This is a genomic window from Streptomyces sp. NRRL F-6676 (genome assembly GCF_000725625.1).
In the GTDB taxonomy this organism is placed as follows: Bacteria; Actinomycetota; Actinomycetes; order Streptomycetales; family Streptomycetaceae; genus Streptomyces.
The window spans coordinates 233,956-255,569 of the sequence record NZ_JOHS01000001.1 but is presented as its reverse complement, the minus strand read 5'-3'; the positions used below and the strand labels follow the sequence as shown (position 1 = coordinate 255,569).

General features: G+C 73.0%; 19 protein-coding genes and 1 riboswitch. Of the genes, 8 read left to right on the top strand and 11 right to left on the bottom strand.

From position 1 onward, the window contains the following. Window positions 1-50: 50 nt before the first annotated feature. Window positions 51-1,565, top strand: coding sequence for an MFS transporter (locus IO29_RS01065; protein WP_030377081.1), 1,515 nt, complete (start codon window positions 51-53; stop codon window positions 1,563-1,565). Here IO29_RS01065 and IO29_RS01060 read toward each other — a convergent pair. From IO29_RS01060 to manD, 7 genes are all read right to left on the bottom strand, one after another. After that, window positions 1,556-2,365 carry an ABC transporter ATP-binding protein gene (locus tag IO29_RS01060; protein ID WP_030377080.1) on the bottom strand — a complete coding sequence of 270 codons (810 nt, stop codon included), beginning with the start codon at window positions 2,363-2,365 and terminating at the stop codon, window positions 1,556-1,558. The two genes, IO29_RS01065 and IO29_RS01060, sit on opposite strands and share 10 nt — an antisense overlap. After that, window positions 2,362-3,375, bottom strand: a complete 1,014-nt coding sequence (locus IO29_RS01055; RefSeq protein ID WP_030377079.1) for a FecCD family ABC transporter permease — start codon at window positions 3,373-3,375, stop codon at window positions 2,362-2,364. The genes IO29_RS01060 and IO29_RS01055 overlap by 4 nt, the downstream gene beginning before the upstream one ends. After that, window positions 3,372-4,385, bottom strand: coding sequence for an ABC transporter substrate-binding protein (locus tag IO29_RS01050; RefSeq protein WP_030377078.1), 1,014 nt, complete (start codon window positions 4,383-4,385; stop codon window positions 3,372-3,374). Before IO29_RS01050 ends, IO29_RS01055 begins: the two co-directional genes overlap by 4 nt. Window positions 4,386-4,443: 58 nt before the next feature. Continuing rightward, window positions 4,444-4,663, bottom strand: a riboswitch (cobalamin riboswitch). A 229-nt stretch (window positions 4,664-4,892) separates the two neighbouring features. Beyond that, window positions 4,893-5,951 carry an L-idonate 5-dehydrogenase gene (locus tag IO29_RS01045; protein WP_030377077.1) on the bottom strand — a complete coding sequence of 353 codons (1,059 nt, stop codon included), beginning with the start codon at window positions 5,949-5,951 and terminating at the stop codon, window positions 4,893-4,895. Then, window positions 5,948-7,336: an MFS transporter gene (locus IO29_RS01040; protein WP_030377076.1), complete on the bottom strand. Its 1,389-nt coding sequence runs from the start codon at window positions 7,334-7,336 to the stop codon at window positions 5,948-5,950. Before IO29_RS01040 ends, IO29_RS01045 begins: the two co-directional genes overlap by 4 nt. A gap of 208 nt (window positions 7,337-7,544) precedes the next feature. After that, a complete protein-coding gene (locus tag IO29_RS01035) occupies window positions 7,545-9,023 on the bottom strand; it encodes a mannitol dehydrogenase family protein (RefSeq protein ID WP_051707100.1) in 1,479 nt (492 codons plus the stop codon). A gap of 7 nt (window positions 9,024-9,030) precedes the next feature. Next, a complete protein-coding gene (manD, locus tag IO29_RS01030; protein WP_030378243.1) occupies window positions 9,031-10,239 on the bottom strand; it encodes a D-mannonate dehydratase ManD in 1,209 nt (402 codons plus the stop codon). A 110-nt stretch (window positions 10,240-10,349) separates the two neighbouring features. Here manD and IO29_RS01025 point away from each other — a divergent pair, with 110 nt between their 5' ends. Both IO29_RS01025 and IO29_RS01020 read left to right on the top strand, forming a co-directional pair. Continuing rightward, entirely contained in the window at window positions 10,350-11,063 is a 714-nt protein-coding gene (locus tag IO29_RS01025; RefSeq protein ID WP_030378242.1) for a GntR family transcriptional regulator, read from the top strand. Between the two features lie 60 nt (window positions 11,064-11,123). Beyond that, window positions 11,124-11,993, top strand: coding sequence for an NAD-dependent protein deacetylase (locus IO29_RS01020; protein ID WP_030378241.1), 870 nt, complete (start codon window positions 11,124-11,126; stop codon window positions 11,991-11,993). A 7-nt stretch (window positions 11,994-12,000) separates the two neighbouring features. Here IO29_RS01020 and IO29_RS01015 read toward each other — a convergent pair whose 3' ends face one another. Beyond that, window positions 12,001-12,855, bottom strand: coding sequence for a helix-turn-helix transcriptional regulator (locus tag IO29_RS01015; RefSeq protein ID WP_030378240.1), 855 nt, complete (start codon window positions 12,853-12,855; stop codon window positions 12,001-12,003). Window positions 12,856-12,941: 86 nt separating this feature from the next. On the opposite strand from IO29_RS01015, the gene IO29_RS01010 reads away from it, so the two are divergent. From IO29_RS01010 to IO29_RS01000, 3 genes are all read left to right on the top strand, one after another. Further along, window positions 12,942-13,751, top strand: a complete 810-nt coding sequence (locus tag IO29_RS01010) for an SDR family NAD(P)-dependent oxidoreductase (RefSeq protein WP_030378239.1) — start codon at window positions 12,942-12,944, stop codon at window positions 13,749-13,751. A 68-nt stretch (window positions 13,752-13,819) separates the two neighbouring features. Next, window positions 13,820-14,119, top strand: coding sequence for a hypothetical protein (locus tag IO29_RS01005; protein ID WP_051707098.1), 300 nt, complete (start codon window positions 13,820-13,822; stop codon window positions 14,117-14,119). A gap of 194 nt (window positions 14,120-14,313) precedes the next feature. Continuing rightward, window positions 14,314-14,940, top strand: coding sequence for a GNAT family N-acetyltransferase (locus IO29_RS01000; protein ID WP_030378245.1), 627 nt, complete (start codon window positions 14,314-14,316; stop codon window positions 14,938-14,940). An 84-nt stretch (window positions 14,941-15,024) separates the two neighbouring features. Here the strand turns inward: IO29_RS01000 and IO29_RS00995 are convergent, their stop codons facing one another. The 3 genes from IO29_RS00995 to IO29_RS00985 form a co-directional block, all read right to left on the bottom strand. After that, window positions 15,025-17,562, bottom strand: a complete 2,538-nt coding sequence (locus tag IO29_RS00995; RefSeq protein ID WP_030378238.1) for a discoidin domain-containing protein — start codon at window positions 17,560-17,562, stop codon at window positions 15,025-15,027. 196 nt (window positions 17,563-17,758) lie between these two features. Then, the gene (locus IO29_RS00990; RefSeq protein ID WP_030378237.1) at window positions 17,759-19,000 is read right to left on the bottom strand and encodes a PP2C family protein-serine/threonine phosphatase; all 1,242 of its coding nucleotides are present in this window, start codon (window positions 18,998-19,000) and stop codon (window positions 17,759-17,761) included. Beyond that, a complete protein-coding gene (locus IO29_RS00985; RefSeq protein WP_051707096.1) occupies window positions 18,997-20,595 on the bottom strand; it encodes a sensor histidine kinase in 1,599 nt (532 codons plus the stop codon). The genes IO29_RS00990 and IO29_RS00985 overlap by 4 nt, the downstream gene beginning before the upstream one ends. Before the next feature lie 108 nt (window positions 20,596-20,703). On the opposite strand from IO29_RS00985, the gene IO29_RS35415 reads away from it, so the two are divergent. Together IO29_RS35415 and IO29_RS00975 are read left to right on the top strand one after the other, a co-directional pair. Then, window positions 20,704-21,078, top strand: a complete 375-nt coding sequence (locus IO29_RS35415; protein ID WP_051707094.1) for a hypothetical protein — start codon at window positions 20,704-20,706, stop codon at window positions 21,076-21,078. Then, window positions 21,075-21,512, top strand: coding sequence for a response regulator (locus IO29_RS00975; RefSeq protein ID WP_030378234.1), 438 nt, complete (start codon window positions 21,075-21,077; stop codon window positions 21,510-21,512). Before IO29_RS35415 ends, IO29_RS00975 begins: the two co-directional genes overlap by 4 nt. The last annotated feature ends 102 nt before the right edge of the window (window positions 21,513-21,614 follow it).

The following is a 21,614-nucleotide window of genomic DNA, read 5'->3' as shown; positions in this document are numbered from 1 at the left end:
GGGGTACGGACACCCCGCGGCCGGTGCCGCGACGGCGAAAGGGAGCTCGGGTGGGCGTGCGCGCGCAGGCGGAGGAACGGGGCGGACACCCCGCGGACACGGCCGAGGGGGCAGACCCCAGGCGGTGGAAGGCCCTGTCGGTGACCCTGGTGGCCGGCTTCATGAGCCTGCTGGACGTCACCATCGTCGCCGTCGCCCTGCCCTCCATGCAGCGCGAGCTGCACACCTCGGCCCCGGCCATCCAGTGGGTGGTCTCCGGCTACGCGCTGACGTTCGCCCTGGTCCTGGTCGCCGCCGGCCGGCTCGGGGACGCCCTCGGCCGGCGCCGCATCTTCCTGCTGGCCCTCACCGCCTTCGTGCTGTGCAGCGCGGCCGCGGGCGCGGCCCCCAGCGTGACGCTCCTGGTGGTGGCCCGGCTGGCGCAGGGCGCCGCCGCCGGCTGTCTGGCGCCGCAGAACTCGGCGCTCATCCAGCAGTTGTTCCGGGGCGCCGAACGCGGCCGGGCGTTCGGCCTGTTCGGGGCGACCGTCGGCATCTCCAGCGCGATCGGCCCCGTGGTCGGCGGACTGGTCCTCACCCTGGCCGGCGGGGAGGACGGCTGGCGCTGGCTGTTCTACCTCAATGTGCCGGTCGGCGCCCTCGCGCTCGTGCTCGGCCTGCGCCTGCTGCCCCATGTGAAGCCCGGCCGGCGCGAACGGCTCGACCTGCCCGGGATCGCGCTGCTCGGCGCGGGCGTCCTGGCCGTGATGCTGCCGCTGGTGATGGCCGAGTCCGGCGGCGTACGGCGGCTGTGGTGGCTGTTCCTCGTCGGTGTGGCGCTGCTGGTGGCCTTCGCCCGCTGGGAGCGGCGGGTCGGCGCCCGTGACGGGCAGCCGCTGCTCGATCCCCGGCTGGTCACCTCCACCCGCGGGTACGCGGCGGGGGCGGCCATCGCCACCCTGTACTTCGTGGGCTTCAGCGGGGTGTGGCTGGTGTTCGCGCTGTTCTTCCAGAACGGCGAGGGCTACTCGCCGCTGCGCTCCGGGCTCGCGGTGACCCCGTTCGCCCTCGGTTCGGCGCTCGGCGCGGTGGTGTCCGGGCGGCTGGTGGAGCGGCTCGGCCGGCTGCTGACGGTGTGCGGGCTCGTCGGTGTGGTGGCGGGCCTGGGGACGGCGGTCGCCGTGCTGCGGCTGGTGTCCGGCGGGGCCGCGGTGTGGTGGGCGGCCCCGGCGCTCCTCGTCGGCGGCCTGGGCAGTGGCTGCGTCATCTCGCCCAACATCACCATGACGCTGCGGGACGTGCCGGTGCGGATGGCGGGCGCCGCCGGGGGCGCGCTCCAGACCGGGCAGCGACTGGGCGGAGCCGTCGGTACGGCGGCCCTGCCCGGGCTGTTCTACATGGTGCTGGGGCACGCCGGCCATCACTACCGCACCGCCGTCGCGGTCGCCATCGGGTCCGGCCTGCTGCCGATGCTGGGCGCGCTGGTCCTGGCCGTGCTCGACTGGCTGCGGGACCGCCGGGCGGAGAAGCGCGACCCCTGCGCGCCCGAGGTGTCCCACAGTCACACCCACCCCGGTCAGGGCTGACTCCGGGCACCGCCCTCCCGCCGCAGGAAGCGGACGACGGGGTGCCCGGGCCCTTCCCGCACCTCGGCACGCACCCCGTACACCCGCTCGATGAGTGCGGGGGTGAGCACCTCGCCGGGGGTCCCCTCCGCGACCGCGCGGCCCTCCTCCAGCACCAGCAGCCGGTCGCAGTACATCGCGGCGAGGTTGAGGTCGTGCAGGGCGATCACCGTGGTGACGGGCAGCCCGGCGACGAGGTCGAGCAGGTCGAGCTGGTGCTGGATGTCGAGGTGGTTGGTGGGCTCGTCGAGCAGGAGTTCGCGCGGCTCCTGGGCCAGCGCCCGGGCGATCTGGGCGCGCTGGCGTTCGCCGCCGGACAGGGTGTGCCAGGACTGGGCGGCCCGGCCGGTCAGTCCGGTGCGTTCCAGGGCCTCGGTGACGGCCCGGGCGTCGGCGGCCGTCGGCGTCGTCCAGGCGCGGCGGTGCGGGATGCGGCCCAGGGCGACGACCTCGCGGACGGTCAGCTCGGTCTGGGTGTGCGCGTGCTGTTCGACGGTGGCGATCCGGCGGGCGACGGCACGGCGGCCGGCCCGGGACAGCTCCCGTCCGTCGAGGGTGACGACACCGGCGGTCGGCGCGAGGACCCCGGCGAGCAGCCGCAGCAGGGTGGACTTCCCGGAACCGTTGGGGCCGAGCAGGCCGACGGTCTCCGCGGGGCGCAGGGTGAGCGTGACACCGTCGACCAGGAGCCGGCCGTCGGTGCGGCGCGTGGCCCGCTCGGCGGCCAGGCCCTCCGTACGCTCCCCCGCCCGCCCGCTCATGCCTTCCTCCGGTCCCGGTACAGCACGGCCACGAAGGCCGGGACGCCGAGGAGGGAGGTGACCACGCCGACCGGCACCTCCTGCGGGTCGAGCACCGTACGGGCCGCGGTGTCCACCCACACCAGGAAGACGGCGCCCGCCAGCGCGGTGACGGGCAGCAGCCGGGCGTGCCCGGAGCCGGTGAGCACCCGGGTGGCGTGCGGCAGCACCAGGCCGACGAAGCCGATCGCCCCGGCACAGCTCACCAGGGCGGCGGTGAGGAGCGCGGTCGCGCACAGCAGGACGAGGCGGGCGCGGGCCACCCGTACGCCGAGCCCGGCGGCGGCCTCCTCGCCGAAGGCGAACGCGTCCAGGGTGCGGGCGTGACCGAGGCAGACCAGCAGGACGACGCCGAGGACGCCGGAGCACAGCAGTACCTCGGACCAGCCCGCGCCCGTCAGCGAGCCGAGCAGCCAGAACAGCACACCCCGGGTGGTCTCGGCGTCCGCCGACGTCAGCACGACGAAGGAGGTCAGCGCGGAGAACAGCTGCATGGCGGCGACCCCGGAGAGCACCACCCGGTCCGTGCTGCCGCCCAGGCTGTGGCTGAGCAGCAGCACCAGGCCGAACGACAGCAGCGCCCCGACGAACGCGCCCGCCGACAGCGACACCGCTCCCCCGCCCACCCCGAGGACGACCACGGCGACCGCCCCGGTGGAGGCACCGGAGGACACACCGAGGACGAACGGGTCGGCCAGTGGATTGCGCAGCAGCGACTGCATCACCGCCCCGCACAGCGCGAGCCCCGCCCCGCACACCGCGGCCAGCAGCGTGCGCGGCATCCGCAGATTCCACACGATGCCGTCCCGCAGCGGCGCGAGCCCGCTCTCCCCCAGGCCGACGTGCGAGGCGACCGACGCCCACACGTCCCCCGTCGAGATGTCGGCGGGCCCGATGGTCACGGCGAGCGCGACCGACACGGCCAGCGCGAGCAGCCCGCCGCCCGTCAACAGCGTGACGCGCGCGCTCACTTCACGAGCCCGAAGTCGCGCAGCCCGGCGGCGACCTGCTCGATGCCCTCGACGGTGCGCAGCGAGGGGTTCATCGCCTGCCCGCTGAGCCGGACGTAGCGCTTCTCGCGGACGGCGGTGAGATTGCGGGTGGCGGGGTTGCTCTCCAGGAACCGGATCTTGGCCCGCGCGGACTCCGCCGTCTGCGACGTGCGCGTCAGGTCACCGATGACCAGGACGTCCGGGTCGCGGTCGGCGACGGTCTCCCAGTTGATCTGCGGCCACTCGTCGTGCGTGTCGTCGAAGGCGTTCTCCGCGCCGACGGCACGGGTGATGATGCCGGGGGCGCCGCAGCAGCCGGCCAGGTAGGGCGACTGGGAGTTGGCGAACCAGTACATGAGGGAGACCCCGGAGGCGTCGAGCCCGTCGGTGGCGTCCGTGACCCGCTTCTCGAGCCGTGCGACGAGCTTCTCCCCACGCTCGTCGACGCCGAAGGCACGGGCCAGGTCGCGTATTTCCCCGTACACGGTGCCGAGGGTGAGCGGTGTGCTGCGGGAGCCGTCGCCGCCGCTGTCGTTGTCCTTGCCGGCGGCGCAGTCGGAGGGCGAGACGTAGGTGGGCACACCGAGTTCCTCGAACTGGCCGCGGGTGGCGACGCCGCCCTTGCCGAGGGTGGAGACGAACGAGGCGGTGACGAAGTCGGGTTCGGCGTCCAGCACCTTCTCGAAGGAGGGGTTGTTGTCGGCCAGCCGCGACACGGTGGCGTTCTCCTTCTCCAGCCCCTTCATCACGGGGTCGGTCCAGGTGGCGGTCCCGGCCATGCGGTCGGCGAGACCGAGGGCGAGCAGGATCTCGGTGGTGCCCTGGTTGAGGGAGACGGCACGCCGCGGCGGCGACTTCAGGGTCACCTTGTGCCCGCAGTTGGTGAGGGTGACGGAGCCCTCGGTGTCCCCGCCGCCCGGGACGCCGGAGCCGGCGCATGCGGTGACGAGAAGCACGGGGGCGACGAACAGCACGGCACGACGGAACATGGAACGCCTCGATTGTCGGGGCTCGAACGCGGAGCCTGGCCGGTGGACTTCCGCCGCGCACGGACGCGGAGGTGCCAGCAGGTCTTCGGACTCGGGTTCGTCCGGACGAGGCGCCTTCCCGAGGAGAGGTCGACACCGGCGGCGCCACCGCCGGCACCCGCCCACTCCCAGTGGCGTAGAGATGCCCCGCCCGTCCCCCTCACCGCTGCGCGTCAGCTCCGGATTCCCACCGGATTCCCTGGCCATGGTGCGGCACGACTGGCCCCCGCAGCGTACAAGACCGCCCTCGGGGCCCGTCGCTGGGGAGCGGAACCGTATCGAAGCCGCGCCTCCGCCGCGCGGACGCGGGACACAAAGAGGCCCGCCCCGACACCAGTCGGAGCGGGCCTCACCCGAGCGCTGGGCAGGCCTTGCACCTGCATCTCCCCGCAGGAAGCGGGGCGTCTTTCCTTGGACGACCAACGCCTGGAATCCACCGCCCGGTTACCCCGGCGGCACTTCCAAGATCTACTCTACCCCACTCCCCACAGCCCCCGCGCCACCTCCGAGCCGCAGCATCACCTTCCCGCTCCCACTCCCCCGGTCCCCCGCGACCGCCAACGCCTCCCCCGCCCGCTCGATGCCGAACTCGTGCGTCACCAACGGCGACAGATCCAGCCCCTCCCCCAACGCCCGCAACGCCTCACCGATCTCCTCGACGAACCGGTACGACCCCACCCATGTGATCTCCCGCGTCACCAACTCCCCCAGCACCGCGGGCACCTCGGTCCCCGGCAAATTTCCCACCTGCACCACCGTCCCCCCACGCGCGGTGGCCCGCAGCACGTGCCCGAGCGCGGCCGGTGCCCCCGACGCCTCGAACACCACCTCCACGTCTTCCGGCAGCCGCTCGCCCCGCCCGGTGTTCCGCACCTCCTCCGCACCCAACGCCCGGGCAATACCGAGCGAGGGTTCCGCGATGTCGGCGGCGACCACGACGCCCGCTCCCCGCAGCCTCGCCGCGGCGACGACCAACGACCCGATGGGCCCCACCCCGTTGACCAGAACGGTCCGCCCCCGCAGATCGCCGGCACGGCGCACGGCATGCAGCGCGACCGCCAACGGCTCGGCCAGCGCCCCGTCACGCGTGCTCACCCCGTCCGGCAGCACCCTGAGCTGCTCGGCGGGCACGGCCTTGAGCTCGCTGAACCCGCCGTCGGTGTGCGGATCGAAGGCAGCGGAGCCGAAGTACCGTACCCGGGCATGGAGGTTGGTGCGTCCGGCGATCCGCTCCGGCAGCACCTCGTCCCCGACCACCCGGGCCGGATGGACGGCGACCGGCTGCCCGCCCTCGAAGCCGCGCACACCGGGCCCCGTGCGGACGACCCGCCCGGCGACCTCGTGCCCGAGCACCATGGGGTGCTTGAGCACGGCCGTACCGGAGCCACCGTGCCGCCAGTACGCCAGGTCGGAGCCGCAGATCCCGCCCCACTCCATGGCGACGAGCACCTCGCCGGGGCCGGGGACCGGATCGGGCAGCTGGTCGATGCGCAGATCACCGGCACCGTGTACGACGACGGCCTTCATGCCGCGTCCTCCAGTCCGACGAGGTCGCGCCCCTTCGTCTCGGGTGAGAGCCAGGCGGAGACGAGCGTGATGAGGGAGTAGCCGACGAGCATCGCGGCGATCGGCCACCAGTGGTGGGTGGCGGCGGTCAGCGACGCCGCGATGACGGGTCCGACGGCGGTGGCCAGCATGCCGCCGATCTCCTTGGCGACGGCGAGCTGGGTGAACCGGGTGCGGGAGCCGAAGAGTTCGGCCATGGTGACGCTCTCCAGCGAGAACAGTCCGAGGACACCGATGTTGAGGGCGAGGACGACCGCGATCGTGAGCGCCACGGTGCCGCCGTTGGCGATCACGTACATCAGGGGCACGGCGACGACCATGGTGAGCGCGGTCAGCGCGAGGTAGACGGGCCGGCGGCCGAAGCGGTCGCCGAGCAGCCCGACGACCGGCACGGTGACGAAACCGAGCAGTGAGCCGTAGACGATGGCGGTGGTGGGCACGGAGCGGTCCACCATGAGGGTGGTGGCGAGGTAGCCGACCAGGAAGGTCTGGATGAGCCCCGAGTTGCCGGCCTGGCCGAAGCGCAGACCGAGCGCGAGGAAGAAGGCCCGGCCCTTGCGCTGGCGCAGCCCGGCCTCCAGGGCGTGCGCGCCGGACTCCGTCCCGGCACCGCCGTCGGCCTTCAGCTCTTCGCGGGAGAGCGCGACGCCGTCGACCACGTCGGGGCGTTGCTCGAAGACCGGGCTCTCCTTGAGGTGGGTGCGCAGCCACACGGCGAAGAGCAGCAGCAGGAAGCTGCACAGGAACGGCAGGCGCCAGCCCCAGGCGAGCATCTGGTCCTCGGAGAGGGTGGCGAGGAGCACGGCCCACAGCCCGGAGGCGGCCAGTGTGCCGGAGTTGGTACCCAGCGAGACCAGGGAGGAGATCAGTCCCCGGCGGCCGGACGGGGCGTACTCGGTCAGCATCGCGGTGGCGCCCGCGATCTCCGCGCCGGCGCCGAAGCCCTGGATCAGGCGGAACGCGACGAGCAGGACCGGGGCGGCGATGCCGATGGTGGCGTACGACGGCAGGGCGCCGATGAGGGTGGTGGACGCGCCCATCAGCACGATGGTGACGAACAGCACCTTCTTGCGGCCGATCCGGTCGCCGAGGCGACCGAAGTAGACGGCGCCGGCGAGACGGGCGACGTACCCGACGCCGTAGGTCGCCATCGCGGCGATCAGGCCGATGGCGGGGCTGACGTCCGGGAAGAAGATCTGGTTGAAGACGACGGCCGCGGCGAGCGAGTAGAGCTGGAAGTCCATGAACTCCATCGCCGTACCGAGCCACCCGGACACGGCGGCGCGGGTGAGGTCCCGGGTACTACGGCTCGCCCTGCCGGGCGGGGCCTGGGTGGTGTGCGTCATCGTGTGCCTCCTTGAATCGCCAAAGGGGGTGGGGGGTACGGCGGGTGGGGGGGTACGGCAGGTGGGCGGGTGCGGGTAGGTCGTGGTCGCTCGCGCGGTTCCCCGCGCTCCTATGGCCCCGCAGGCGCCTTTCAGGGGCGCGGGGAACTGCGCGACCAGCCACGCCGCACCCGCACCCGCCGAACCCACCCGCCCCCGACGCTCCGCGTCAGAGCTCGACGCGCCCCGCGCGCAGCGCGGGAAGGCGGTCGGCCACGGCCGCGACGAGATCCGGCGCGCCCGCCAGATCCGCCGCGCCGATCGTCGTCAGCAGCCGGCCGACGACTGAGGCCGGATCACCGGCCTCCCCGCACCGCGCGAGCGCCTCCGCCGCCGGATCGGTCGTGCCGTGGAGCTGACGGCCGTCCGCGCCCGGGCGGGTGGCGTCCGCCCATGCCGCCAGCGCCAGTTCGAGTACCGGCGTGCCGGCCCCCGCCGCGCGAAGCGTGCGCAACGGCCCCACCCACCGCTCCGGAATCTTCAGGGACCCGTCGGACCCGATCTGCCGCAACAGGTGCCGCATCGCCGGGTTGCGGAACCGTTCGACGAGGTCGTCGGTGTAGCGCGCCGGGTCGGGACCGCCCGGGGGCAGCGTGGGGGCCACCTCCGCGCAGAAGGCGCGGACCAGCCGCTCCCCCCACTCCGTCTCCATCACCTCGGCCACGGTCCGGCAGCCGGCGGCCGCGCCGACATAGGCCATGGCGGAGTGCGCCCCGTTGAGCAGGCGCAGCTTGGTGAGCTGGTACGGGGCGACGTCCGGCACGAGGAGCGCACCGCCGTGTTCCCAGGGCGGGCGCTCCGCGCGGAAGGAGTCCTGGAGCACCCACTGCCGGTAGGGCTCCCCGGCGACGGGCAGCGCGTCGCGCACGCCGAGCGCCGCGGACGCGCCCTCGCGGTCCTCGTCCGTCGTGGCGGGGACGATGCGGTCGACGACGGTGTCGGGGAAGGCGACCTCGGCGGCGAGCCAGTCCAGCAGCGGCCGCCGGTCGGGCCAGGCGGAGCGTTCGACGAACTCGCGCAGGACACGGGCCAGTGCCCTCCCGTTCCCCGCCGCGTTGTCGCAGGAGACGACGGAGAGCGGGGCCGCCGAGCCGCGGAAACGGACGGCGAGGGACGCGGCGAGCCGGCCGACGACGGTGACCATGCCGGCCGTGCCCCTCCCGGCCGTGGCCGCGAGGTCGGCGTCGATGCCGGGCGCCGCCGCGTCCAGTCCGCCGGTCTCGGCGTCCCGGGCGTAGCCCTTCTCGGTCACGGTGAGGGTGACCGTGGTGACCTCGGCCGAGGCGAGCAGCGCATCGACGCGGCCGGCGTCGGGGCGCATCGTCAGCGCACCGACCAGGGCGCCGACCACGCGCGTACGGGCCCCTCCCGGCGCGCGCTCGGTGACCGAGTACAGGCAGTCCTGCGCGCGCAGGGCGGCGGTCGTCTCCGCGGAGCGCGGGGCGACGGCGACGATGCCCCAGGGTTCGCCGGAGCGCGCGGCGGCCGTCTCGGTGTAGAGGGCCTGGTGGGCCCGGTGGAAGGCGCCGGGACCGAAGTGGACGGTGCGCGGCCGCAGTTCGCGGGGGTCGACGAGCGGGCGGTGTGCGGGGGCGAGCCGGGAGAGGCTGTCCCGGCTCAGGTCGCTCGGGGTGTGCTGCTGGGTCACGGGGTCCTCACCAGTCGTGGACCGAGCCGTCGAGGCGGCGGGCGACGGGCAGATAGCGGGGGTCGTAGGGGAAGCGCTCGGCGGCCTTCTCGTCGTACTCGACGCCGAGCCCGGGGGCCTCTCCGACGTGCAGCATGCCGTCGGCGTAGCGCACCTCGCTGCGGAAGACCTCCCCGGTCTCCTCGACGTGCGGCATGTACTCCTGGATGCCGAAGTTGGGGACGGCGGTGTCGAGGTGGACGGCCGCGGCGAGGGTGACGGGTGACAGGTCGGCGGCGCCGTGGGAGCCGGTGCGGACCTGGTAGAGCGCGGCCAGGTCGAAGATGCGCCGCAGGTGGGTGATGCCGCCGGCGTGCACGACGGTGGTGCGGACGTAGTCGATGAGCTGTTCGGTGATGAGGTGCTGGACGTCCCAGATGGAGCTGAGCACCTCGCCGACGGCGAGGGGGGTCGTGGTGTGCTGCCGGATGAGGCGGAAGGACTCCTGGTTCTCGACCGGGGTCGGGTCCTCCATCCAGAACAGCCGGCAGTCCTCCACCCGCTTGCCGAACCGGGCGGCCTCGATCGGGGTGAGCCGGTGGTGCACGTCGTGCAGGAGGTGGAAGTCGAACCCGAAGCGGTCGCGGACGGCCTCCAGGTAGGTGGGCGCGAAGTCCAGGTAGGCCTCGGTGGACCAGGGCTGCTCCTCGGGCAGGGAGTGGGCGGCGGGCTCGTAGACGGGGCCGACGCGGACGCCGTAGCTGCCGGGGACGCCGGGCACGGCGGCCTGGGCGCGGATCGCCTTGTAGCCCAGCTCGCGGAAGCGGGCGACGTCGTCGAGGAGGGAGGGTACGTCGGTGCCGCTGGCGTGGGAGTAGACGAGGACGCCGTCGCGGGAGCGGCCGCCGAGGAGCTGGTAGACGGGCAGTCCGGCGACCTTGCCCTTGATGTCCCACAGGGCGGTGTCGACGGCGGAGATCGCGGTCATGGTGACCGGGCCCCGGCGCCAGTACGCGCCCCGGTAGAGGTACTGCCAGATGTCCTCGATGCGGGCCGGGTCGCGGCCGATCAGCAGGGGGGCGACGTGGTCGCGGAGGTAGCTGGCGACGGCGAGTTCGCGGCCGTTCAGGGTGGCGTCGCCCAGGCCGGTGACGCCGTCCGAGGTCGTCAGCCGCAGGGTGACGAAGTTGCGTCCGGGTGACGCCACGAACACCTCGGCACGTTCGATCCGGCTCATGGTCCTACTCCCGTCGCAGTGGCATAACAGTGCTTGTATACAAGCACTGGCCGACGGGGTGGTCAAGAGTGGAGTACTAGTGCACCAGGGCTGTCGACTACAGTGACGGCATGGCTGGATCCGACAGGCGGCGCACCAGTCGCCGCGTCGTCTACGAGACGCTCAGGCGCAGGGTGCTGACGCTGGAGCTGCCGCCCGGCAGCGCGCTGTCGGAGAACGAGCTGGCCGCCGCCCTCGGCGTGAGCCGCACCCCGGTGCGCGAGAGCCTGATCCTGCTCGCCGAGGAGGGGCTCGTCCAGGTCTTCCCGCAGGTGGGCTCGTTCGTCTCGCGCGTCGACCCGGCGCGGGTCGCCGACGCCCAGTTCCTGCGCGAGGCGGTGGAGCTGGCGGCCCTCGACGACCTGCCCGCCGACCCGGACCCCGGGCTCGTCGCGGAGCTGCGCGAGAACATCGCCCGGCAGCAGCGGCCCGGGATCGACGTGGAGGAGTTCTTCGGGCTCGACGAGGAGTTCCACCGCGGGCTGCTGCGGCTCAGCAGCCACGGCAGCGCGTGGTCCACGGTGGTCTCCGCCAAGGGCCATCTCGACCGGGCGCGGCGCCTCGGGCTGTACGAGGTGGGCTCGCCGCGGTTCTTCGCCGACCAGCACGAGGACATCCTCCGCGCCGTTCTCGACCACGACATCGAGCGCGCCCGCACGACCATGCGCGGGCATCTGCGGGCGGTCTTCGAGGACATCGAGCAGCTTCGCAGCCGTTCCCCGGAGCTGTTCGCGTCCAACTCGGACGCGGTGCCCGTGCGGCGGAACGTCGTCGTCTGGGAGTGAGGCGGCGGCCCCGGGGCCGGGCCCCCGCCGCTGCGGCGGGCGGCGACGTACCCTGCCTGCATGGACACAGCCGTGACTCCGGATCCCCCGCTCCGCACCGAGTCCGCCGACGGGCTCGCGGTGGTGGAGCGGATGCTCGCGGGCGGGGGCGTCCTCGTGCTGAGCGGCGCCGGGATCTCCACTGAGTCGGGGATCCCCGACTACCGCGGCCCCTCGGGCAGCCGGCGCCGGCACACGCCGATGACGTACCAGGAGTTCACCGGCAGCGAGGAGAACCGGCGCCGCTACTGGGCGCGCAGTCACCTCGGCTGGGAGTCGATCGGGCGGGCGCGGCCGAACGCGGGGCACCGGGCGGTGACCCGGCTGGTCGCGGCCGGTCTGGTCTCCGGTGTCATCACCCAGAACGTGGACGGTCTGCACGCCGCGGCGGGCACGCCCCAGGCGGTCGAACTGCACGGCAGTCTGCACCGGGTGATCTGTCTGACCTGCGAGAACATCGTCTCGCGCCGGCAGCTGCACCAGCGCCTGGACGAGGCCAACCCGGAGTTCCGCGACCTCGCCGCCCGGGTCAACCCCGACGGCGACGCGGAGCTGGCCCGCGACCGGGAGGCGGCGTTCCGTACGGTGTCCTGTCAGGTGTGCGGCACGGGGACGCTCAAGCCGGACGTGGTGTTCTTCGGCGAGAGCGTGCCCAAGCCGCGCGTCGCGCACTGCTTCGACCTGGTCGACGCGGCGTCCGCGCTGCTGGTCACCGGGTCCTCCCTGACGGTGATGTCCGGTCTGCGCTTCGTGCGCCACGCCGCGAAGACGGGCAAGCCCGTCGCCGTCGTCAACCAGGGCCCGACCCGCGGCGACGACCTGGCCGCCGTACGGCTGGACCTCCCGCTGGGGCGGACCCTGACCGGTCTGGCCGACCGCCTCGGGGCGTGAGGAGCCCCTACGCCTCGCTCACGTCCAGGTTCTGGGTGCCCACGACCGACAGCAGCCGCAGGGCCTCCTCCGAGCGGGACCCGGGCGGCGCGGTGTACAGCACGACCCGCTGGTCCCGGTCGGTGACGTCGAGGACGTCGCAGTCGACGGTGACCGGGCCGACCACCGTGTGCGGGAACGTCTTGCGCAGGCTGCGCTGCGTCCGTACGTCGTGCGAGTCCCACAGCCTGGCGAACTCCTCACTGCCCGCGCGCAGTTCGGCGACGAGCTCCCGCACCTCCGGGTCGTCCGGGTAGCGGGCGGCGGTGGCGCGCAGTTGCTGGGCCGAGCAGCGGGCGAAGGTGTCGGCATCGGACACGCCGTACAGCCGCTCCCCCGGGCCCTGGGGGCCGAGGAAGACCTTGCGCAGCAGGTTGCGCTCCTTGGGCGGCAGGGCCGAGAAGTCCTCCATCAGGGCGGCCGCGAGCGGGTTCCAGGCGAGCACCTCGTACGTCGCGGAGACCACGTGGGCGGCGGTGCCCGGCAGCCGGTTCAGCAGCTCCAGGATGCTCTGCCGCACCTCGCGGCAGGGCCCGGGCGGCGGGCTCGGTGAGGCGCCGGCGAGGTGGTGGAGGTGGGCGCGCTCGGCGTCGTCCAGGCGCAGGGCGCGGGCCAGTCCGGCCAGCACCTCCCGTGACGGGCGGGGGGCGCGGGCCTGTTCGAGCCGCGTGTAGTACTCGGTCGAGATGTACGCCAGCTGCGCGGCCTCCTCGCGGCGCAGCCCCGGGGTGCGGCGCCGCCGCCCGGCGGGCAGGCCCACGTCGGCGGGGGTGATGCGCGCGCGTCTGCTGCGCAGGAACTCGCCCAGTTCTCGTCGGTCCACTCCCCCAGTGTGCGCGGGTCCCGGCACGTCATCCAGGTACCGCTGGTGCCTGGCTGAGCCCCGGGGCCGGGCGCAGGCTCGCTGCCATGGACGACAAGAGCAACAACACGACCGACCGCGGGAACGACACACCGGGCTCCGGGCTGCTGGCCGGCAAGGTCGCCTTCGTGACCGGCGCCGGGCGGGGCATCGGCGCCGCGGCGGCCCGGCTGTTCGCCCGCGAGGGCGCCGAGGTGCTGCTGGCCGCCCGTACGGAGGCGCAGCTGAAAGCGGTGACGGAGGAGATCGGGGCGGCGGGCGGAACCGCCGCGTACATGGTGTGCGACCTGGCCGACGGGGCGAGCGTGCGCGCCGCCGTCGACCGTGCCGTGGAGCTGTACGGCCGGCTCGACGTCGCCTTCAACAACGGCGCGACCTTCGTGCCGCCGGGCCCGCTGGACCGGATGAGCGAGGCCGACTTCGACCATGTCTACACCGTCAACCTCAAGGGGGTCTGGCTCGCCATGGCCGCCGAGGTCGCCGCGATCCGGGCCACCGCGAAGGTGGGCGCGCTGGTCAACAACTCCAGCGTCGGCAGCCTCATGGCCAACCCCGAGCTGCCCGCGTACGGGGCGATGAAGCGGGCGGTGAACAGCCTCACGGAGTCGGCGGCCGTGACGTACGGGCCCGAGGGCATACGGATCAACGCCATCGCTCCCGGCAATACGCTCACCGAGATGATCCGCACCTGGGAGACGCACTCGCCGGGCCTCCAGGACCGGCTGACGGCGCACCACCCGCTGGGGCGCGCGGCGGACCCGGAGGAGATCGCCCAGGCCGCCGCCTGGCTGCTCAGCGACCGCGCCTCGTACGTGACCGGCACGGTCCTGCGCGTCGACGGCGGCGCCCGCGCCTGAACGGACGGTGCCGGGCGGAACGTAATGCGCCGGCGAAGGCAGCCGCCCGGCTGTCCGCCTGTCCTGCCGTGGGACGGGACGAGGAGCACGACACCCGCGCGAGCGGCGAACCCGAGCCGTGGGGCGAGCGGGTGGCACGGTCCTGCGACGAGTCGTCCGCCTTCATGTCCGCCCCCGAGGTCCTGGAGCCGACGGTCGCCTTCCTGGCCGAACGCGCCGAGGGCGGCCCGGTTCTGGAGTTCGCGATCGGGACCGGGCGGGTGGCGCTGCCGCTGCGGGAACGCGGTTGGACGTCGCCGGGATCGAGCTGTCCGCGCACATGGTGCGGGAGCTGCGGCGCAGGCCCGGCGGCGACGCCGTCGCGGTGACGCGGGGCGACATGGCACTGGTCCGGACGCCGGGCGAGTTCGCGCTGGTCCATCTGCCCGGCGGGACGGCCCCGGCCGTTCCACGTCGGCACGCACCACGTCGGCGGTCTCCGTCCGGCGCACGCCCGCCGGCGGCCGGCAGGGGCGGGCACCGCCCTTGTGGGAGCGCTCCCATATGCAGGAGACTACGGCATATGGACCCACTGCCAAGGGTGCGCCCCTACCGCCGTTCGGACCGCGACGGAGTCGCCGACGTGTGCGTGCGCACGGCCGACAACGGCGGCGACTCGCGGCACCTGTACCCCGACCTCGCGCTGATGCCGACCCTGTTCGCCCACCCGTACTGCCACTTCGACCCGGAGCTCGCCTTCGTCCTCGACGACGGACACGGCCGGGTCGGCGGCTACGTCGTGGGCACCGCGGACACCGAGCGGTTCGTGACCGACTTCCGCGACCGCTGGCTGCCACTGGTCGCCGACCGCTATCCGAGGCCCCAGGGCTCACCCACCACGCCCACCGAGCACATGGTGGCCCTGCTCCACACGCCCGAACGGATGATCCTGCCCGACCTCGGCGACTACCCGGCCCATCTGCACATCGACCTGCTCCCCGCCTGGCAACGACGCGGCTGGGGACGCCGGTTGATGCACACCTTCCTGACCGCACTGCACCACCGCGACGTCCCGGCGGTGCACCTCGGCATGGTCACCGCCAACACCCCGGCCCGCGCCTTCTACGACCGCCTCGGCTTCCACGTCATCCCGGTCCCGGACCCGGGCCCGCTCACCTACCTGGGCAGGTCGACGGAGGTCACGGGCTGAGGCACACGCAGGTGCCCCGGGCGAAGTCGGCTCCGCCCGGGGCACCTGCCGTGGAGGGGCGCACTCATCCCCTCCCGGCCAAGGTCACGGGAACGACGTGACCTTGGAGGGAATCGTGTCCGTTCCCGACGTGGGCGATCCCGTGTCGTTGACGACATGGGCGTACTGGCCCTTGCCGCCCAGGGAGATCACCTGGATGTCGTGCAGCTTCACGCCCGCGGTGACGGGCACCTGGAAGCCGTGGTGCTGGACGATCGACGGATCGGACGTGAAGTTGCAGTAGCTGCCCAGGCCCCACGCCTCGTGCTGGGTGACGGAGTCGGCGACCTTGTAGGCCGCGTAGCCGACGATGCCGTCGTGGGTGACGGCGGCGGCGTTCGGGACGTCGTACGCCTTCTCGTTCTGGAAGAAGATCGTGCGCCCCCGCTCACCGCTCCAGAGCACGTCGTACTTGTTGAAGTGCTCCACGAAGAGGCCCGTGGCGAGAACGTCGTCGCCGTTGACGCGCAGACCGTAGTCGGCTCGGTTGGTGTCCCAGCCGACGCCGTCGCCGTGGTCCGCGCGCCACAGCCAGGTGTGGTCGATGACGACGTCGTCGCTGTTGACGACGACCGAGTTGGTGGCCAGGCCGGGTCCCGCGCCGCCGATGCGGACGAACACGTCCTGCATGGTGGTCGGGTTCGCGGCGTGGTCCGCGCTCGAGCCGGCCGGGCCGATCTGGAGCAGTGTGTCGGAGTTGGTGGCTCCGGCGTCGATGAGGAAGCCGGCCAGCCGCACGCCGTCGACGTCCGCCACGTGCATCGCGTCGACCCCGTGGTCGGGAACGAGCGTGGCGTAGCCGAGGCCGAGGACGACGGTGTCGGCGCGGGTGACGTTCAGGGTCTGGTCGAGGTGGTAGACCCCCGGGGTGAACAGCAGGTTGAGGCCCTGGTCGAGGGCCTGGTTGATGGTGGCGGCGGTGGCGCCGGGCTTGACCACGTAGAAGCGGTCGAGCGGGAGCGAGGTGCCGGCGTTGGCCGGCCAGGACACGCCCCGTGCGCCTGTGCGCTTGGCAGGCACGAACACCTTGTAGGCGCCGCCGTCCTGGTAGAGGAAGGGCTTCTCACGCGAGACGGGGGTGGTGTCGAGCGTGGTGTACGGGCCGCTGTCGAAGTTGGTCGCCGGGGCGCCCTGGACACCGGTGAACGTCATGTTCCACACGCCGTTGGTCCAGCCGCCCACCGAGCTGTCGCGGGTGTACCACTGCTGCTGGGAGTACGGGCCGACGGTGCCGTCGATCTTGGAGTCGGCGATGTAGCCGCCGGAGGCCCAGCCGTAGCCGTTGGGGGCCAGGTTGAGGCCGCCCTTGACGTGGATGCGACGGAAGGGTGCCGCCTGGGCGACGGCCCAGCGGTCGGTGCCGTTGGACGGCGTGATGGCGAAGTTCTCCGCCGAACGCCAGAAGTTCTGGGTGGCGTTGCCGTTGAACCAGCCGGCATCGACCGTGACGTCACCGTTGATCTGCGTGTCGTCGGGGTTGAGGCCGAGACCGGAGATCGAGGTGTAGAAGCCGAGTTGGGCGTTGATGCCGTTGTACGTGCCCGGCTTGAGCAGGAACTGGTAGCGGCCGGAGCCGAACTGGGCGGTCTCCTGCTGCGCGAAGACCTGGTCGAACTTCTGTTGCAGGTTCTGCGTGGAGGGGTCGACGACGATCACGTTCGGCCCGAGGTCGCCGCCGCCCTCGACGGGCGGGGTGCCGGTGGTGCCGGTGTGGACCGCGACCTCCCACAGCGAGTAGCCGTAGGCGGTGCCGCGGGCCGTGCCGTTGATGCGGACGTAGCGGCCCGAGCCGCTGACGTCGTAGGAGGCCTGGCCGCCGGTGGCACCGGTGACGCTGCGCAGGGTGTTCCAGGTCGTGCCGTTGTCGGAGGCCTGGATCTGGAAGTCCTTGCCGTAGGCGGCCTCCCAGTTGAGGTCCACCTTGCACAGGTCGCGGACCGAGCCGAGGTCGACCTGGACCCACTGCGGGTCGGCGAACTGGCTGGCCCAGCGGGTGCCGGTGTCGCCGTCGAAGGCGGCGGAGGCGGGGGTGCCGGCGTTCTCGGTGGAGGAGGCGGAGGCGGGCCGGCCCTTGGCGGCGTCGGCCGTGTCGCAGCCGGCCGAGGTGCCGCCGCTGGTGCCGAAGACCTGGAACTCGTAGAGGGAGTAGCCCCATGGGGTGGCGCGGTGGACGCCGAGCATCCGGACGTAGCGGCCCTGTCCGGAGACGTCGAGGGTGTCGGTGCCGCCGTCGCCGCCGGTGACGGACTTCAGGTCGTTCCAGGAGCTGCCGTCGGCGGAGATCTGGACCTTGTAGTCCTTGCCGTAGGCGGCCTCCCAGTTGAGGACGACCTTGCTGACGGAGGCGGTGGCGCCGAGGTCGACCCGGAGCCACTGGTCGTCGGTGGCGGCGGAGGACCAGCGGGTGCCGATGTCGCCGTCGACGGCCTTGCCTGCCGTGGTGGCGCCGGTCTCGTCGGAGGAGGAGGTGGCCGTTCTGCCCTGGGAGAGAGGGGTGTCGGCCGCGGCGGCCGACGCGTGCGCGGGGAGGGTGACGAGCGCCGCCGCAGCGGCGAGCACGACACCCAGGACTCTGAGTCTCATCTGGTTCCCTGCGGTGGGGTACGTGGGGTCAGCAGCGCGAACGGGCACGCCGAAGAGGAGCGAACGCCGCCCTGTCCGCTTAGTTCACGTCTTGATTTAACTGATGAGTTGAGCGCCGGGGCAACCCTCGCGACGTGGAATCTTTTCCGCCGTCGGATCGGTCGCGTCGTTCAACTCGGCCGCCCGGCCGCGCCGTTCAGCCGGTCTGTCCCGGTGTGGACCAGTCCAGGCGGAGGACGGCGATGTCGTCGGTGTGCCGGTCGGCGTTGAGCCTCCGCACGGTGCTGATCAGGCGGTCCAGATGGGTGCCGGGGTCGTCCGCGGCGGTCCGGGCGAGGATGCGCAGCAGCCCCTCGGTGCCCAGCCGTTCGGCCCCGCCCGCGCCGCCCCCGCTGCCCGGGGCCGCGCCGTCCTCGCCGGTGCCGCCGTCCGCGTACCCCTCGATGAGGCCGTCGGTGTAGACGAGCAGGGCTCCGGTGGGCGGCAGGGCGACGGTGGTGGCGGGCCAGTGCTCGGTGCCGGGCAGGATGCCCAGGGCGAGGCCGTGGGCGGCCTTCACCACCTGGGGGCCGTCCCGGTCGAGGAGCAGGGGCTCGTGGTGCCCGGCCAGGTGGATGGTGGCGGTGCCCGCGGTCAGGTCGGCGGTGATGAGCGTGCAGGTGGTGAACAGGTCGTGGTGGGCGCGTTCGGCGAGGTGGATCTGTTCCAGCAGGTGCAGCAGTCCGTGCCCGCGGTGGCCGCCGAGGGTCAGCGCGCGCCAGGCGATGCGCAGGCAGACGCCGAGGGCCGCCGCGTCGGGGCCGTGGCCGCTGACGTCACCGACGACGGCGTGCACGAGTCCGTCCTCGGTCTGGACGACGTCGAGGAAGTCACCGCCGAGCAGGGCCTGTTCCCGGCCGGGGAAGTACCGGGTCGTGGTGGTCACCCGGGACGAGGTGAGCAGCGGCAGGGGCAGCAGGCCCCGCTCCAGGCGCGCGTTCTCCTGGGCGCGCAGCCGGCCCTCGTGCAGGGCGACCCCGGCGAGCTCGGACTGCTTGCGCTGGACGGCGTACCGGACCGCGCGCTGCAACAGCTCGGGGTCCACCTTGCCCTTGACGAGGTAGTCCTGCGCCCCCGCGGCCAGGGCCTCGACCCCGGCGTGCGACTCGGCCAGGCCGGTCAGCACGATGACGGCCGCCTGGGTGCCGGTGTCACGGACCGCGTCGATGGTCTCGAGTCCGGACACGTCGGGCAGGTGCAGGTCGAGCAGGACGCAGTCGGCCGGGCGGGCGGTGAGTTCGGCGCGCGCCTCGGCGATGGTGCGGCACTGCACGAGGGTGTGGCCGAGATCGGTGTCGAAGAGCAGTTCCTCGACCAGCAGCGCGTCGCCCGCGTCGTCCTCGACCAGCAGAATGCGCAGATCGCCGGTGTCCCGGACACCGGGTGGGAGGGGAGTCACGCGGTCGGCTCCTCGGTCGTGGCCGGGGGAACGGCACGCAGGACGGGAAGGGTGAAGAAGACCCGGGTACCGGGGCTGTACTCGGGGTCGATGCCGATGGTGCCACCGTGGAACTCGACGACCTTCTTGCACATGGCCAGGCCGATCCCGGTGCCGGGGTAGGCGTCCTTGGTGTGCAGCCGCTGGAAGATGACGAAGACCTTCTCGCGGAACTCGGGGGCGATACCGATGCCGTTGTCACGCACGGCGAAGTGCCACATGTCGCCCTCCTGGCGGGCCTCGATGTGGATGCGCGGGGGACGCTCGGGCTCGCGGAACTTCAGGGCGTTGGAGAGGAGGTTCTGCCAGAGCATGCCGAGCTGGGTGGTGTCGCCGACCACGGTGGGCAGCTCGTCGTGGGTGATCTCCGCGCCGGTCTCCTCGGCGGCCATGCTGAGAGTGCCGATGGTGCGCTCGACGAGCGCGTCCAGGTCGACCTCGCGGCTCTCGTTGTGCACCCGGCCCACGCGGGAGAAGGCCAGCAGGTCGTTGATGAGCACCTGCATGCGGTTGGCGCCGTCGACGGCGAAGGCGATGTACTGGTCGGCGCGCTCGTCCAGTTGCTCGCCGTAGCGCCGCTGGAGGAGCTGGGTGAAGCTGGAGACCTTGCGCAGGGGCTCCTGGAGGTCGTGCGAGGCGACGTAGGCGAACTGTTCGAGTTCGGCGTTGGAACGCCGGAGGTCGGCCGCCTGCTCGTCGAGCTGCTGCCGGGAGCGCTCGGCGAGGGCGAGTTCGTCCACCAGGCGGCGGCGCATCTCCTCGACGTCCGTGCCGAGCCGGCGCAGATCGGCGGGGCCCTCCGCCGTGATCGGCCGGTCGAAGCGGCCGCGGGCGACCTCACGGGCCGAGGCGGCGATCCGGGTCAGCGGGGTGGTCACCCCCCGGCGCAGCCCCTCGAAGATCAGTGCGGCGACGACCAGGATGCTCAGGGCGATCACGCCGAACACCCAGTTGCGCAGGGTGACCGCGCGGCTGAGGTCCGCGCTCGCGGCCGCGCGGGTGTCCCGCAGATGGGTCTGCTGCCGGTCCAGCGCACGCCGCAGGGAGTCGAAGGTGGTCTTGCCCTCGTCCGCCCGCTCCGTGGCCAGCGGCACCGCGGCGCCGGCGGGTGAGGCGGCCACCGGGCGGGCGATGCGGCGCTGCCACTGCCCGGCCAGCTTCTCGACCTCGGCGAGGTCCTTGCCGGCCAGTTCGTCGCCCTTGATCAGCGGGCGGAGCCGGCGCAGGGCGTCCTTCTCGTCGGTGACCCCCTGGTGGTAGGGGTCGAGGAAGTCCCGCTGGCCGGAGAGGCCGTAACCGCGGATGCCGGTCTCCTGGTTGACCAGGGCCGCCTCCAGCCGCACCGCGTCGATGAGCGCCGGGGAGCTGGTGTCCACGACCTGGGTGGTGAGCTGCGAGGCGCGGGACATGCTCCACGCGCCGAGCCCGCCGAGGACGGCCAGTACCGCCAGGGTGACGCCGACCCCGACCCGCAGCCAGCGCCGGGTCGTCCAGCCGGACAGCCTCACACCGGCGTCCGCCGCCTGCTTGTCCCTCACGCCTGACTGCTCCCTCATTCGAACACCGCCACTCGAACGCCGCGTCGAATGTACGGCAGGGCAACTCTACCGGGCGGACGACAACGCTTGTTGTCGATCAGCGTCGCAGCCGCCTAGAGTGGCGCCATGACCGGCACCCCCTTCTCCTCCCGCATGAACCCGGCGGAGACCTCTGCTCTGGTCACCGACGCCGCGGACGCCCTCGTCCGCACCCTCGCCGACCGGATGCTGCGCCCCCTGCCGGGCCCGGACGACGAGGCGGGCGTCGCCCGCGCGCGGGCCCTGGCCCGCCTGCACGTGCTGGCCAATCTGGAGCAGGCCGTGCACCATCTCCAGTACGGCGCGGCACAGGCGGCCGCCGCGGCCGGGGCCGGCTATCCCCAGATCGGTGATGCCACCAACATGAGCCGCCAGGGCGCGCGCCGCCGCTGGCCGGGCCTTGTGACCAACGCCATGCCCCAGTCCCCCACCCGCACCATCACCCGGAGCTCGTCATCATGATCGCGTCCGCCTCGACCCACCCTCACGACGTGCTGCTGGTCGAGGACGACCTCGCCGACGCCATGCTCATCCAGGACGCCCTGGCCGAGCGCGGGGCCCGCAACCTCACCCAGGTCGAGGACGGCATGGCCGCCCTCGACCACCTGCGCGCCCCCGGCACCCCGCGGCCCGACCTCATCGTCCTCGACCTGAACATGCCCCGCATGAACGGCCGCGAGTTCCTGGCCATCGTCAAGGAGGACCCGGAGCTGCGCACCATCCCCATCGTGGTGCTCACCACCTCCTCGGCGCCGGACGACGTGGCGGGTGCGTACCGCCAGCACGCCAACGCGTATGTCACCAAGCCGGTGAACCTCGCGGAGTTCGAGGAGGCCGTGCGCAGCATCGACTCCTTCTACCTGGACGTCGCGGCCAAGCCGCCGCGGGAGAACTGACCTTCCACCCACCTCCCACCGACCGCCCGGGACACCCGTCCCACCCCTCACACGGACCCGCTCACAGCCCGCACACACGCCGGTGCACCTGCCCGGACATGT

Coding starts and splice junctions, on each gene's coding strand:
- IO29_RS01060 (WP_030377080.1), bottom strand. CDS start 2,365: ATGAGCGGGCGGGCGGGGGAGCGTACGGAGGGCCTGGCCGCCGAGCGG.
- IO29_RS01050 (WP_030377078.1), bottom strand. CDS start 4,385: ATGTTCCGTCGTGCCGTGCTGTTCGTCGCCCCCGTGCTTCTCGTCACC.
- IO29_RS01045 (WP_030377077.1), bottom strand. CDS start 5,951: ATGAAGGCCGTCGTCGTACACGGTGCCGGTGATCTGCGCATCGACCAG.
- IO29_RS01040 (WP_030377076.1), bottom strand. CDS start 7,336: ATGACGCACACCACCCAGGCCCCGCCCGGCAGGGCGAGCCGTAGTACC.
- manD (WP_030378243.1), bottom strand. CDS start 10,239: ATGAGCCGGATCGAACGTGCCGAGGTGTTCGTGGCGTCACCCGGACGC.
- IO29_RS01025 (WP_030378242.1), top strand. CDS start 10,350: ATGGCTGGATCCGACAGGCGGCGCACCAGTCGCCGCGTCGTCTACGAG.
- IO29_RS01020 (WP_030378241.1), top strand. CDS start 11,124: ATGGACACAGCCGTGACTCCGGATCCCCCGCTCCGCACCGAGTCCGCC.
- IO29_RS01010 (WP_030378239.1), top strand. CDS start 12,942: ATGGACGACAAGAGCAACAACACGACCGACCGCGGGAACGACACACCG.
- IO29_RS01000 (WP_030378245.1), top strand. CDS start 14,314: ATGGACCCACTGCCAAGGGTGCGCCCCTACCGCCGTTCGGACCGCGAC.
- IO29_RS00995 (WP_030378238.1), bottom strand. CDS start 17,562: ATGAGACTCAGAGTCCTGGGTGTCGTGCTCGCCGCTGCGGCGGCGCTC.
- IO29_RS00985 (WP_051707096.1), bottom strand. CDS start 20,595: ATGAGGGAGCAGTCAGGCGTGAGGGACAAGCAGGCGGCGGACGCCGGT.
- IO29_RS35415 (WP_051707094.1), top strand. CDS start 20,704: ATGACCGGCACCCCCTTCTCCTCCCGCATGAACCCGGCGGAGACCTCT.
- IO29_RS00975 (WP_030378234.1), top strand. CDS start 21,075: ATGATCGCGTCCGCCTCGACCCACCCTCACGACGTGCTGCTGGTCGAG.